This window comes from Paenibacillus polygoni, from assembly GCF_030263935.1.
Taxonomy (GTDB): Bacteria; Bacillota; Bacilli; order Paenibacillales; family Paenibacillaceae; genus Paenibacillus; species Paenibacillus polygoni.
Window position 1 is genome coordinate 4,672,350 of record NZ_CP127162.1, and the last position, 12,987, is coordinate 4,685,336.

Here is a 12,987-nt window from a genome sequence, read left to right on the forward strand (position 1 = left end):
AAAAGATAAAAAAACACCGATTCTCTAACATAACAGATGCCCGTCTGTCAAAAGAAAATCGGTGTTTTTTCAGTTTCTAGCCAGCTTCGGAGAACTGACTGTTATATAGATCGGCGTAGAATCCGCCTTGTGCAAGTAATTCTACATGTGTTCCCTTTTCAATTACATCTCCATGATTCATGACGAGAATCACATCGGCATCACGAATGGTGGACAACCGGTGAGCAATAACAAAGCTGGTCCGGTCTTTCATCAGTTCGTTCATCGCTTGTTGGATCGCAATTTCGGTTCTCGTATCTACTGAACTTGTTGCTTCATCCAAGATCAGAATCGATGGATCTGCGAGAATCGCACGAGCAATGGTAAGAAGCTGTTTCTGACCTTGCGAAATATTCGAGGCTTCTTCATTCAGTACCGTGTCATAACCATCCGGCAGCGTACGAATGAAATGATCCGCCCGGGCAGCAATGGCAGCCTGCCGAATCTCTGCTTCGGTTGCTCCTTCTCTTCCGTAGGCAATATTGTCACGAATCGTACCATTGAACAGCCAGGTATCCTGCAGAACCATACCGAACATTTCACGGAGTGCACCACGCGGCATATCGGTAATATTAACCCCGTCAATTCGGATTTCTCCGCCCTGAATCTCATAGAAGCGCATCAGAAGATTGATCAGTGTCGTTTTACCAGCACCCGTAGGGCCGACTATGGCTACCGTTTGTCCAGGCAACACATCCAGATTCATATCTGAAATAAGGGTCTGTCCGCCTTCATATCCGAATTTCACATGTTCAAAGGTAACTGCGCCTTGAACCTCTTCCTGTGCTGCGTTACTTCCTACTTCTTTCACTTCTTCTTCTTCATCAAGCAGTTCAAATACACGCTCGGCTGAAGCTACAGTAGACTGAATGACGTTCGCGATATTGGCCAGCTGCGTAATCGGCTGAGTGAACTGACGAGAATACTGGATAAAAGCAAGAATGTCTCCCACTAAAATTCTCTCTTTGGTGACTAAAACTCCGCCTACGATACAAATTAATACATATCCTAGATTTCCAATAAACTGCATCAGCGGCATGATGAGTCCAGAGATAAACTGAGCCTTCCAGCCCGTATGGTACAGCTTTTCATTAATCTCATCAAAATCATGAATGGATCTTTCTTCACGTCCAAAAGCTTTGACTACATTATGACCAGTGTACATCTCTTCCACATGCCCATTCAGTTCGCCAAGTTTCTTCTGCTGACCGACAAAATATCCTTGAGAACGTTTAGCAATCATCGTTACGACAATGACACTAAGCGGTAACGTTAAAAACGTAATGAGTGTCATCCACGGACTGATTGTGAGCATCATTATGATTACCCCGATAACGGTCACAAGCGAGGTGATGAACTGCGTTATGCTTTGCTGCAAGGTGTTACTAATGTTATCCACGTCATTCGTCGCACGGCTAAGGGTTTCTCCATGAGTGCGTCCGTCAAAATATTTGAGCGGCAAACGTGACAGCTTTTCGTTGATCTGCTCTCTCATCTTGTATACAATTCGCTGTGCTACACCAGACATTAAATATTGCTGAGCATAGCTGAATAGAGAACTTAGCAGATAGAGTCCGCCCAGCAGCATCAAGATACGGTAGATAGCCGTAAAGTCAATTGGCATAGCAGGCTGACCAGACATCTTCGCAAGGGTCGGTTCCGCTAAAATATTTGTAGCACGTGCCATAATCTTCGGTGCAACAATCGTAAACACGGTGCTCAGAATCGCCATAATAAAGACGAGTATCAGCATATTATTCTCTGGCTTCAGATATTTGATAAGCCGTTTCATGGTTCCTTTAAAATCTTTTGCCTTCTCTACAGGACCTCGGCCTGGATGTCCGCCGGGATGACCTGGTCCTGCAGGCGGCGGTGTATGTTTCTTACTCATGCGATCTCCTCCTCTGATAGCTGTGAGGATACAATTTCACGGTAGACTTCGTTATTAGCCAGCAGTTCGCTGTGAGTACCGCTGCCCACAATTCTTCCTTCATCCATAACAAGGATGCGGTCTGCATCTCGTACTGTACTCACGCGCTGGGCAACAAGAATGACCGTTGAGTTTGACGTTTCCTCTTTCAAAGCAGCTCTCAAACGGCTGTCCGTTTTAAAATCAAGCGCAGAGAAACTATCGTCAAACACATAAATTTCAGGTCTGCGTATCAAGGCTCTTGCGATGGATAAGCGCTGTTTCTGACCACCCGATACGTTATTCCCGCCTTGCGCGATGACACTATCGTACCCCTGTTCCATTTCGCTGATAAAATCAGAAGCCTGTGCTACCGAGGCCGCATGCTCGATTTCTTCCTGGGTCGCGTCTTCCTTACCATAACGAAGATTGTCTGCAATAGTTCCCGTGAACAAGATTGCCTTCTGCGGTACGTAGCCAATTTTTGACCGCAGGTCATCCTGTGTCATCTGTCTGACATCTACGCCATTCACCTTCACACTGCCCTCTGTCACTTCATAGAAGCGAGGAATGAGACTAAGCAGCGTTGTCTTACCTGATCCAGTCCCGCCAATAATAGCCGTTGTCTCGCCCGGTTTCGCAATAAAACTGATCCCTTCAAGAGCATATTCTTCAGCACCTGGATATTTGAAAGAGACGTTATCAAACTCCAGTGTTCCATGAAGCTTGTTCGGTTTTACAGGTGTATCTGGATTTTTTAGTTCCGGTTTCATCTCCAGCACTTCATTAATGCGGACAGCAGAAGCCGATGCTCTTGGGAGCATAACGAAGATTACGGAGACCATAATCAATGAAAACATAATCTGCATTGCATACTGGATAAATGCCATCATATTACCGACCTGCATGTCTCCCGTATCAATACGAAGACCGCCAAATCCGATGATCGCAATGATGGTAAAGTTCATGATAAGCATCATGGACGGCATCATAAAAGCCATAATTTTATTTACTCGAATAGCTGTTTGGGTTAAATCCTGATTTGCTTCTTTAAAACGTTTTTTCTCAAATTGTCCTCGGTTAAAAGAACGAATAACCCGAATACCGGTCAGCTGTTCACGCAGCACCAGATTCAATCGGTCTAATTTTTTCTGAATGGCTTTAAATAAAGGAAGCCCTTTAAAAGCAATAAGCGCTACGGTTCCTGCCAAGATCGGCAGAGATACTACAAGAACCAGTGAAAGCTTGGCATCTTGTGAAATCGCCATGACAAGTCCCCCGATAAACATCAGCGGAGCACTAATCATCATTCTCATCATCATAAGCAGTACATTTTGCACTTGGGTAATATCATTCGTTGTACGTGTGATGAGTGACGCTGTTCCAATTTGGTCAAATTCCTGCAGCGAGAAATTTTCGACATGTCTAAACACTCGGCTGCGTAAGTCACGCGCAAACTTCCCAGATACTTGAGAAGCGAGGAAGCTGACTAAGATCGAACATAGCGCTCCGAGCAGAGCAATAAACAACATTAATCTTCCTACACTCCAGATATAAGGTACATCTCTGTTGGGTATGCCGTTATTCACAATATCTGACATGAGTGTGGGTAAGTATAAATCAGACATCGCTTGTAAAAATACGAAGATAATGACAAGGATCACCGGAAGTTTGTAAACATTCAGCATCCTTAAAAGTTTCAGCATAAATTCTCACTTCCTTCTTTTCTTCTTCGTTCTTCCTTCTCTTTCCGAACCATGTCATGGTACTCATGAACTCGGTTTAGAAGCAGGGTAAGCTGCTTTGTATCCTCTTCTCCGAGATACTCCACAAGACCTTGCATCGTAGTCATCATTTCTCTATGGACCTCTCTAACTACTTGCTGGCCTGCTTCCGTAATTTTAATGCGGACGACCCTACGATCATCTGGATCTACTTTCCGCTCCACTAAACCTGCTTCTTCCAGAGTCCTGATTACAGGTGTAATCGTAGGAGATTTTACACGAAGGAGGTTGCTGATCTCCGAAGCCTTCAATCCTTCAATCTGCTCCTTCGTCGTGGGTCCCTTCTCCATATATTCGCTGATCTTACATACAACGGAGGCAGGATCGCGTTCGGTCTCCGTACCTCTAATCAGCGCTGTTAAAAGCATGATTTCGCTGGGGTTACGTCCTTCGGTTTTTCGTTGTTTCCATATCCCCCGATTAAACTTCATAAACGTATAAAGCAAACTTTGTACGGTTGTATCTTCATTCATTTTTGTAAATCCCTCCTCTAAAGCCGAATTACCCTTTCATCCCTTCTGAAATTAATGGCAACCTTAGATTGTTAGGCATCCTAATTAACTTCAAGCAAGCAAATTATATTCCCCGAAATCATGAATGTCAACTGATGTTTAATACAGAATAAAGTTCCCCTTCCAGCTTGTTTTTATGAAGCTGTTCTAAAGCTTTAGGCTACATAAGAAAAGCGATGGCATCGTTGCCACCGCTTTCCTCATACCTCTACTATTCCCTAGCTGTAGACACCTGGGAACTGAACTCAAAATACTGCCTTGCATTTCGATATGAAATATCTTGCACGATATTCCCAAGCAGCTCAATGTCATGAGGAACTTCTCCTTGCTCTACCCATTCTCCAAAGAGATTACACACTAACCTGCGGAAATATTCATGCCTTGGATACGAAAGGAAACTTCTTGAATCGGTCAGCATCCCGACAAATCGGCTGATAAGTCCCGCATTCGCGAGTGCTTTCATCTGAGCAAGCATTCCGTCTTTGGTATCGTTAAACCACCATGCAGATCCGAGCTGGATCTTGCCTGGAATCCCGTCCCCTTGAAAACTTCCCGTTATTGCAGCCAGCACCTCATTATCCCTCGAATTAAGTGAATAGAGGATGGTTCTTGGCAGTGCATCTTCGCTTGCAAGCGAATCAAGGAGACTAACTAGCGGACCTGCGATCAGGCTGTCATTAATTGAGTCATAACCCGTGTCCGGTCCAAGCAGATGGAACATTCTCGTATTGTTATTTCGTGCTGCATTGATATGGAACTGCATGGTCCAGCCCCGAGCCGCATACAACTTACCTAGGAAAACAAGCGTATACGTCTTGTATTTCTGCTCATCGTTCAAGCTCACCTTCGCGCCAGACCGAGCTTGTTCAAAAATAGCAGCTGCCTCTTCTTTTGTTGTATCTGCATAAGGAACATAATCAAGCGCGTGATCGGAGACCCGTCCTCCAACAGAGTGAAAGAAATCCACCCTCTCTTCCATGACTTGCAGGAAGGTATCATAGTCTTCTATCTTTCGCTTAGCAACCTGTTCAAGCTGGGTTAACCAGGGACGGAAGCCCTCACGATTGATCTCCAGTCCTTTATCAGGACGGAAAGAAGGCAACACTTCGGTATCGAAGTCCGGAATCTCTTTAATTAAAAGGTGATATTCCAGCGTATCAGCCGGGTCATCTGTTGTACAAATCACAGTAACATTGGATTTCGTTATAAGATCACGTGCACCAAAACCTTCACTATTCAGTTTGGCATTTACTTTTTCCCAAATCACAGGTGCATTCTTCTCATTAATCAGTTCATATACACCAAAGTATCTTTGCAGCTCTAGATGTGACCATGCATAGACCGGATTTCCGATTGCCAGTGGTACAGTTTTAGCCCAGGCCATAAACCGGTCATAGTCGCTGACACTTTCATCCCCGGTTATGTATTTCTCTTCTACTCCATTTGCACGAAGCAGCCGCCATTTGTAATGGTCCCCATATAACCAAGCCTCCGTCAGATTACGGAAGGTTTTATTTTCGTAAATTTCCTTAGGACTTAAGTGACAGTGATAATCGATGATGGGCATATCCTTGGCATAGTTCTCAAACAACGTAATCGCTGTGTCGTTCGTGAGCAAAAACTGCTCATCCAGAAAAGACTTCATCTACCCTTTCACGCTCCCTATAAGTTCCTTTTAGTTCGTTTCGGTTTACTTACTACCTAAAGCTACACTGTTTTCCCAAAAAATTCAATATAAATTGACAGCGCTAACAAAACCTTTTTTTCTATAGAACACCTTTTTCCATCTTCATGGATTTATGACAAGGTACTTGCTAAGTGATCTAACTCATTGAAGAAGTTCTGTCTTTCATGCAAAGTGTAACGAAATGTACCAAAGGGGCGAACTTGAATGGCAAAAGTAATTTCCAATATGCACCTGAATGAAAAAGTGGGTCTGCTTGAGGTGGAATGTGACCGCGGAGGAAGACCTGGACAGTTCTACATGCTTCGAGCCTGGGATACCTATCCGCTCCTCCCAAGGCCTATTAGTATCTTTGATTGTACGGATCACAGCATCCGTTTTCTATACCTGGTTGTTGGCGAGGGAACCCGCCGTCTATATCAGCTCCGCGCAGGTGACAACCTGACGCTGGAAGGACCATTTGGCAATGGTTTTCCTGAACTGAGCGGAAAAATTGCGCTGATCGGCGGCGGAATTGGAATTGCACCTTTCTATTATGCAGCAAAAAACTATGAGAATGCAGATGTCTTTCTCGGTTTTAGCGATCAACCTTATCTCGTAGAAGAATTCAAACAAGTCTCTTCATCCGTTACGGTTAATGTTGGCGGTACGATTTTGGACACCCTGTCGTTTTCGGATTATGACCATGTCATCGCATGCGGCCCTGAAGGGATGCTGAAAGCAGTTCAAGCGAAACAAGCTGCAGAGCAGACCACGGCGAGCGTCTATGTTTCTCTGGAGAATAAAATGGCTTGCGGTGTTGGTGCTTGCCTTGCTTGCAGCACAAAACATACAACAGGACGCAAAAAAACGTGTACGGACGGTCCTGTTTTTCGAGCAGAGGAGGTTTCTTTTGTATGATCGATCTTTCATGTAATATTGCAGGTATTTCATTTAAGAATCCCATCGTCATGGCCTCTGGTACCTTTGGTTTTGGACGGGAATACAGCGGATTCTACGATATTAATAAACTAGGCGGATTTGTAGGTAAGGGCCTTACCTTGCACCCCAAAGAAGGCAACAACGGGACTCGTATGGCGGAAACCGCAGCAGGAATGATGAATAGTATCGGTCTTGAGAATCCAGGGATTCATGCTTTTCTTACCCAAGAATGTGCTTACTGGCAGTCGCTGGATACTGTTCGAATTGTGAACCTTGGCGGCGGAACGCTTGAGGATTATAGAACCGGCGCAGAGCTTATTCAAGAACATGAGCAGAGCGTCCGCAAAGAGACCGGCCGATCCTCCATTGATATGATTGAGCTGAATATCTCCTGTCCGAATGTAAAAGAAGGCGGAATGGCTTTTGGCATTCAGACGGATGCAGCTCGTCATGTCGTACGTGCCGTGCGAAACAAGACAAACTTGCCTCTTATTGTAAAGTTGTCGCCGGGTGCTGAGAATTTAGCGGAAATGGCAATTATGTGTGAGCACGAAGGAGCAGATGCTCTCTCCCTCATTAATACCATCTCTGCTATGAAAATCGATATACGCAAGCGCAAAAGTGTATTCGAGCATGGTTATGCCGGGCTGTCTGGCCCTGCGATTAAACCGATTGCGCTTCGTATGGTTCATCAAGTTGCCCACGCGGTTACCCTGCCTATTCTCGGTATGGGCGGAATCACAACGGCTGAGGATGTGATTGAGTTTATTATGGCGGGCGCTGATGCCGTTCAGGTAGGCACGGCTAATTTTATTAATCTTCGTACAGGACCCGATCTAATAGAAGGCGTTACAGCCTGGATGGAACAAGAAGGCGTTCAGTCGCTTGATGAAATTCGCGGCATCATCAAATTGATTTAATAGATTGAACTCGGGTCATCTAACCTAGAAACAAAACATAAGTTTTATTTTATATACAACCTCTCTTTCGTTTAAAGCGTCCTTTCCAGCAAAGAGCGTTATAATAAACATGAAAGAGAGGTGTTTTTATGCAGATTCAATTTCTTGGAACCGGCGACATGTTCAGCTTTGAACAGGATCATAACAGCGCTATGATCGAGCATGAAGATACAAGGCTCATTATTGATTTTCCCGAGTCTAACAGCAAGGTACTTCACAAATTAGGAATCCCCCTCAGCGATGTACGGGATGTGTTTATTACTCATCTGCATGACGATCACATCAACGGCTTACAGCAGCTTGGCTACTATGCACAAGTATTTGGCGATCATAAACCGACTTTGTATATTCACGAACAATTGGTTGACCCGCTGTGGCACACACTCGAACCCGGAATGAAGTACACCGTAGGCGGTGAAAAAGCACTCGAGGATTATTTTCATCTCGTACCGCTCCAAGAGGGGACTCCCTTCACGATTGGCGGGATAACGTATGAGATGACCAGAACCGAGCATGTGCCAGGGATGATAAGCTGCGGTCTGCTCGCAAGAGGGTATTTCTATTACAGCGGAGACGCTACCATGGATCAGGATCTTCTGCTGAACATTAATCAAGATGTAAAAGTTATTTTCTATGAATGCCATATGCAGGACGTAACCATCAGCTCGCACACATCACTCGGCGATATTCAGGCCCTGCCCGAATCCATTCAGCGGAAAATACGGCTCATGCATTACCATGACGGGTACGCAAATAGGGAAGTGAGAGAACGATTTAACCAAGAATCACTGGCAAAGCTTGCCCATCCGCTAGAGGTGATTGAGCTATGACAGATCATCACCCGAATAATCATCAACCGAATAACAAAAACACCCCTCCTCAGGAGGGGCGTTCTGTTTCACCTACTGCATCCATTGCAAAGGTAGCACTCTACACAAGTGTCACCATCGTTATTGCTTTTGTGCTGGTGAGTTTATTCAGTTCAATAGGCTTTAATATAATTGTGATAACCCTGAATCTTTCTACCCCTATTCAGTGGACTACCCTGTATATCTTGCCTTGGATTTTTCTCTACTATTTCATTCAGTTCGTCAGGGCTTTTGTGAAAGGGAAGCAGGGTTAATGAGCTGGTATTCTCTCCACTCTTCAGGCAGTAAGGAGCGATAAGGTTCCTGGGTAAAGCGATCATCAATCAGCACGAGCACGCCTTCATCTTCTTCGGTTCGAATGAGCCGCCCGCCTGCCTGAAGCACTTTATTCATGCCTGGAAAAACATACGCATAGTTAAATCCATTACGCCCTGTTTTATTAAAATAATCCTTCAACATGTTGTTCTCCATGCTAATCTGCGGAAGTCCCGTTCCCACTACTATAACGCCGTTTAGTCGATCCCCTGGCAAATCCACACCTTCTGAGAACACACCCCCAAGCACGGCAAAAGCAAGCCGAGTTCGCTCTGGATGCGGTTGAAAAGCTTGCAAGAAGGCATCGCGCTCCTCTTCGCTCATGAAGGATTGCTGGATCACTGTATCGATTCCTTTGCCCTGCTCCTGAGTAAAGGCATCATATACCTCCTGCATGTACGCATAAGAAGGGAAAAAGACAAGCAGATTCGCATGCGGCCGCTCTTCAGCGACTTGCTGAATCAGCTTTGCGATGACCTGCTTCGAGCGCTCGCGATCATTATAGCGGACCGAGACAGGGACAAGCCTTACATCCAGCTGATCCTTACTGAATGGAGAAGGAATACTGAGTGTATAATCCTCCTCCCCTGCGCCAAGCATATCCCGGTAATAATTCATCGGTGACAGGGTCGCTGAGAAATGAATAATGGAGCGGTACCCTTTTCCTGCTTGCCGCAGCAGCTCCGAGGGATCCAGACAGAAGATTTTGATTTTGAAATCACTGCGAATGATCTCCGCATAGGTAAGATAACGTTCGTCATAGAACTTCGCCATCCGAATAAAGTTTTGTGCTGCAAAGTAGGTACTAAGCAGTTCTTCCTGTGCTTCTTCACTTACCTTAGATGCCGCCGTTCCCGTAACCAGCTCGATTTCTGCGGTCTCTACAAACTTCTCCAGTTTTTGAATTAGTGCTTCAGGAAGTTCTGACTGGATGATCCGTCCATCGGCATTGCAATTATTCTTAACGGCAAGCAAGAAGGAATTCACCTCTCCTGCTGCGCGTGATACACCTTCATTTGCCGTCTTATACTCGCTCTTGATTCCAAGAAACACAGATTTAACAAGTTCTGCTGAGAACATGTTTCTGCCTCGGTCCACTAAGTTATGTGCCTCATCGACTAGAACGGCTGTCTTTTTCTTCTGGTCTTCCATCAGCCGCTTCAGAGATACTCTCGGATCGAAAATATAGTTATAGTCACAGACGACCGCATCTGCTGCATAAGCGATATCCAGAGAATATTCAAACGGACATACCCTGTGTTTGCGTGCATACTGTTCGATCACGGGCCGTGTCATGATCGTCTCATTTTTCATAATATCGAGAACAGCTCCGTTAATCCGGTCATAGTATCCTTCACATAATGAGCATTTTCCTGCATCACATGCTTCCTCTTCTTTAAAACAAATCTTGTCTTTAGCTGTAATCGTCACGCTGCTCACATGAAGACCCTGTGCCTGCATCCTAGCAAAGGCTTCTTCTGCTGTGGCTCTTGTCGTCGTCCGCGCAGTAAGATAAAAGATTTTGCTGATATGTTTTGCTCCCATCGCTTTCACAGCTGGAAACAAGGTGGACATCGTCTTTCCGATTCCTGTAGGTGCCTTTGCCATAAGTCCCGCACCTTCTTGAATGGTCTTAAAAACAGCACCAGCAAATTTCCGCTGACCCGCCCGGTAATTCGGGAATGGGAACGGCAACGCCTCTATGGAAGCATTCCGCTCCTCTTCATGGATACGGAGCATGTCCGCATAAGGAGCATACGCTGCTACAACCTCGTGTGCGTAAGCTTCCAGCTCCTCAAAGGTATAAGCTTCGAGTAATTTTCGCTGTTCTCCGCTGCCCGTACGTACATAGGTAAGCTGAACCTGCATACGGGGCAAGTTCTGTGCTTTGGCATGCATATAAGCATACATTTTCCCCTGCGCCCAGTGAACTTGTAGTCCTTCTCCCAAGTCCTCCAGCGGTGCAGCGGTTGATTTGATCTCATCAATTGTCCACTCTCCGTTTAGCTGGATGAGCCCATCACAGCGCCCTTCGATGTGAAATAACAGCTCCTCATGCTGGATATCGGTTGTAAGAAAGACTTCCTTCTGGTCTGTTTCCGCATAGGTTTTCTGAATGCTCTGATGAATCCGGGTTCCTTCATGCATCGTAGCATTCGTTCGGAAACCGCCTGTAATACTGCCGCTGCGATAGACGTACTCTACCAGCGGTCTTACCGATATGGAAATATCGTAACTCAATTCATCACCCGCTCCTGGTCTTATTCATCTCTTCACTGTAACAGAACAGGATGCCAGAAACCAGTGAACAACAAGTTAGAAAAACCAAGTATTATACAATAAGTAGATTACATTATTTGTAATATAATGAATGAAACAAACACACAAAGGAGACTAGGCATGCTCTTTATGATTATTTTGCTAGGGATCGTTATTCTTATCCTCCTTTTGGATATTAGAAGCAAATTGCCAAAGAGACGAAATATAGTAAAAGAAGAAATTGATAAATCGAGGCAAGTAAGAAAGAAACTCCAAAATGAGCGAACAAGATATCGTAAAAAAGACGGCGATCAATAGCTAATCGATCTGCCAAGTTTAGAAAGCGACCTGTTTATATGCTATATTTTGATGGTAATACATGTTATCTCAAATAGTGCACAGGAGGTTGTTATTATGTATCTTTATATTTTCTCATCACCGATCACAGATGCACGCGAGGAACATCACTACGTCACGCTCCATGGCGAAGAAGGTACACGTTACATTATCGAAATGGATAATCCAATCGAGGGAGAAGCAGCGGTTCCCGGATATGAAGTCATTGATGCAAATGGCACGATCGCAGGCAGTAACTTCATCGTCATGAATAACATCCCTGTTACCGAAGAGGGACGAGAAGCATTTGAAGCACGATTCATGAACCGGGCACGTAAAGTGGAAGGCGAATCTGGTTTCTCCGGGATCCGTGTACTTCGTCCACTGAACAGTGACACGTATGTCATTCTGACCGCATGGGTATCCAAAGAAAGTTTTGAAGCATGGCAGAAGTCTCAAGCCTATTCCCACGCACATGCTAAACGCGATACAAGCGAAGGTATTGCTGCACAAGCACCGTCAATCTTCGCTCGTCCATCCTTTGTAACGACGTACACCGCAGAGTAATCTAAAATAATATAGCCCCGTCCACTCCCTGTTCTAACCTGAATAGGGGTGGACGGTTTTTTGTGTGTTCTTTTTTTGCGCACTCATTTTTTGGGTGCTCTTTTTGTTTAATTTTTTTGTTCTCTTTTTGTTTATCTCTTTTTGTGCACTCTTATTTATGTACTATTTTTTTGAGTACTCTTTTTGTTTATTGATTCTTTTGTGTACTCTTATTGTTTATTATTTTGCGTACTCTTTTTTGTGCACTAAACTTTTTATATGCTTTTTTACACTCTTTTTTTATGTACTATATTTTTGAGTACTTTTTCTGTTTAATCCCTTTATAGGTATTCATATTTTACTTATTATTACTTTACATATTTATATTTGACCTACCCACATTAGCGCTAATATCCCTTCGCCCATATCCCTTTTTCTATTCCTTACTTCATTTTCCTTGGACTCGTTGCTCATCTCAGGGAGCAACGATGTCCCTTACCGCCCCCCACTTTGGGGAAGGACTGATCTTACCCGGCACTTTCGGCACTGCGCAAGCGTAACTCAAGGGAATAAGGAGATTACGAGATCGGCGCGACTTTGGCTTTGGCTGGACCTCCTCGCCTTGAATCCACCCTGTCCAGACAAAACAAGCGGAGCAGAGAGCACGTAATCACCGTCTCCCTTCTCTCCAACTTCCACATCACCATCATCCTCATCTCCCCGACTTCTGCACTAACACCGTCCCCCTCTTCCGCTAACCTGTGCATTACTGGGTATATTACTCTAAAGTGATGAATAGATTGTCTTTTGACATCCCCAAGCGTGCATAGGATAATATTTCTTACAAATGCGGA

The 12,987-nt window shown here is 44.7% G+C and carries 11 protein-coding genes; 6 read left to right on the plus strand and 5 right to left on the minus strand.

Features of this window, described 5'->3' with window-relative positions; genetic code table 11:
- Positions 1 to 76: 76 nt before the first annotated feature.
- The 4 genes from QPK24_RS22385 to uxaC form a co-directional block, all read right to left on the minus strand.
- Positions 77 to 1,930 (minus strand): ABC transporter ATP-binding protein, encoded by a 1,854-nt coding sequence (locus tag QPK24_RS22385; RefSeq protein ID WP_285744851.1) that lies wholly within the window; start codon positions 1,928 to 1,930, stop codon positions 77 to 79.
- Positions 1,927 to 3,654, minus strand: a complete 1,728-nt coding sequence (locus QPK24_RS22390; RefSeq protein ID WP_285744853.1) for an ABC transporter ATP-binding protein — start codon at positions 3,652 to 3,654, stop codon at positions 1,927 to 1,929. The genes QPK24_RS22385 and QPK24_RS22390 overlap by 4 nt, the downstream gene beginning before the upstream one ends.
- Positions 3,648 to 4,205 (minus strand): MarR family winged helix-turn-helix transcriptional regulator, encoded by a 558-nt coding sequence (locus QPK24_RS22395; RefSeq protein WP_285744855.1) that lies wholly within the window; start codon positions 4,203 to 4,205, stop codon positions 3,648 to 3,650. The genes QPK24_RS22390 and QPK24_RS22395 overlap by 7 nt, the downstream gene beginning before the upstream one ends.
- A gap of 250 nt (positions 4,206 to 4,455) precedes the next feature.
- Positions 4,456 to 5,889, minus strand: coding sequence for a glucuronate isomerase (gene uxaC, locus QPK24_RS22400; RefSeq protein WP_285744857.1), 1,434 nt, complete (start codon positions 5,887 to 5,889; stop codon positions 4,456 to 4,458).
- A gap of 246 nt (positions 5,890 to 6,135) precedes the next feature.
- Between uxaC and QPK24_RS22405 the strand changes: the two genes are divergently transcribed.
- The 4 genes from QPK24_RS22405 (at position 6,136) to QPK24_RS22420 (ending at position 8,931) form a co-directional block, all read left to right on the plus strand.
- Positions 6,136 to 6,828 carry a dihydroorotate dehydrogenase electron transfer subunit gene (locus QPK24_RS22405; RefSeq protein ID WP_285744859.1) on the plus strand — a complete coding sequence of 231 codons (693 nt, stop codon included), beginning with the start codon at positions 6,136 to 6,138 and terminating at the stop codon, positions 6,826 to 6,828.
- Entirely contained in the window at positions 6,825 to 7,769 is a 945-nt protein-coding gene (locus tag QPK24_RS22410) for a dihydroorotate dehydrogenase (RefSeq protein WP_285744861.1), read from the plus strand. The genes QPK24_RS22405 and QPK24_RS22410 overlap by 4 nt, the downstream gene beginning before the upstream one ends.
- A 128-nt stretch (positions 7,770 to 7,897) precedes the next feature.
- Positions 7,898 to 8,638, plus strand: a complete 741-nt coding sequence (locus QPK24_RS22415) for an MBL fold metallo-hydrolase (protein ID WP_285744863.1) — start codon at positions 7,898 to 7,900, stop codon at positions 8,636 to 8,638.
- Positions 8,635 to 8,931 (plus strand): hypothetical protein, encoded by a 297-nt coding sequence (locus QPK24_RS22420; RefSeq protein ID WP_285744865.1) that lies wholly within the window; start codon positions 8,635 to 8,637, stop codon positions 8,929 to 8,931. The genes QPK24_RS22415 and QPK24_RS22420 overlap by 4 nt, the downstream gene beginning before the upstream one ends.
- Here the strand turns inward: QPK24_RS22420 and QPK24_RS22425 are convergent.
- Entirely contained in the window at positions 8,900 to 11,233 is a 2,334-nt protein-coding gene (locus QPK24_RS22425) for an ATP-dependent DNA helicase (protein ID WP_285744866.1), read from the minus strand. The genes QPK24_RS22420 and QPK24_RS22425 overlap by 32 nt on opposite strands.
- Positions 11,234 to 11,392: 159 nt before the next feature.
- On the opposite strand from QPK24_RS22425, the gene QPK24_RS22430 reads away from it, so the two are divergent.
- The gene (locus tag QPK24_RS22430; protein WP_285744868.1) at positions 11,393 to 11,569 is read left to right on the plus strand and encodes a hypothetical protein; all 177 of its coding nucleotides are present in this window, start codon (positions 11,393 to 11,395) and stop codon (positions 11,567 to 11,569) included.
- A gap of 96 nt (positions 11,570 to 11,665) precedes the next feature.
- Positions 11,666 to 12,154, plus strand: a complete 489-nt coding sequence (locus QPK24_RS22435) for an antibiotic biosynthesis monooxygenase family protein (protein WP_285744870.1) — start codon at positions 11,666 to 11,668, stop codon at positions 12,152 to 12,154.
- Positions 12,155 to 12,987: the final 833 nt, after the last annotated feature.